At 77.8% G+C, this 643-nt stretch carries 1 protein-coding gene; it reads right to left on the bottom strand.

What is annotated here, in order from left to right; genetic code table 11:
• Nucleotides 1–643: NAD(P)/FAD-dependent oxidoreductase (locus L2I40_RS24130; RefSeq protein ID WP_237217865.1), on the bottom strand; the 643-nt coding region annotated here is incomplete at both ends.

Raw genomic sequence — 643 nt, 5'->3', positions numbered from 1 at the left:
AGCGGCGCGGCGAGCGCGTCGCGCGGCACGCGGGCGCCCGCGACCGCGACGAGGCCGAGCCCCTGCAACGTTTCGACCTCGCCGGTCAGCACGTGACGCAGCTCCGCCGTGCCGTCGCCCGAGCGCGCCACGGTGCGGCAGGTCAGGATGGTGACGCGGCGCTGGGCGAGGCGACGCAGGATCCCCTGCGCCACGACGAGGGGAGAGTCGCGCGCGACGGCGTCGCGCGGCGTGACGATGACCACACCGGCGAAGCGCTCCGCGAGCAGCTCCGCAGCATCATAGGTCGCGGGCGTCGCATCGAGGTCGAGCAGCAGGGCGCGCCGGCTGCTGCGCCGGTCGGAGGCGAGCAGCGCGGCGACGGCGTGGCGCAGATCGAGCGCGCCCTCGAGCCCGGGCGGCACCTGCATGGCGGCGCCGGTGGCGAGCACGGCCGCGTCCGGCCGCGCCTCCAGCACCTCCGCCGCGTCTACGCGCCGGCCGAGCCGCATCGCGACGCCGGCCGCCTCGGCGCGTATCTCGAGATGCGCGATGGCGCGCCCGATGTCGTCGCAGCCCGGCAGACGCGCATGCAGCGCCGCGGCGCCGCCCAGCGAGGTGCCGAACAGGGTCACGCGATGCCCGCGCTCCGCCGCCGCCACCG

This window comes from Falsiroseomonas oryziterrae (assembly GCF_021864505.1).
GTDB lineage: Bacteria > Pseudomonadota > Alphaproteobacteria > Acetobacterales > Acetobacteraceae > Falsiroseomonas > Falsiroseomonas oryziterrae.
The sequence above is the reverse complement of the archived record's forward strand: the minus strand, read 5'-3'. Positions and strand labels throughout refer to the sequence as shown.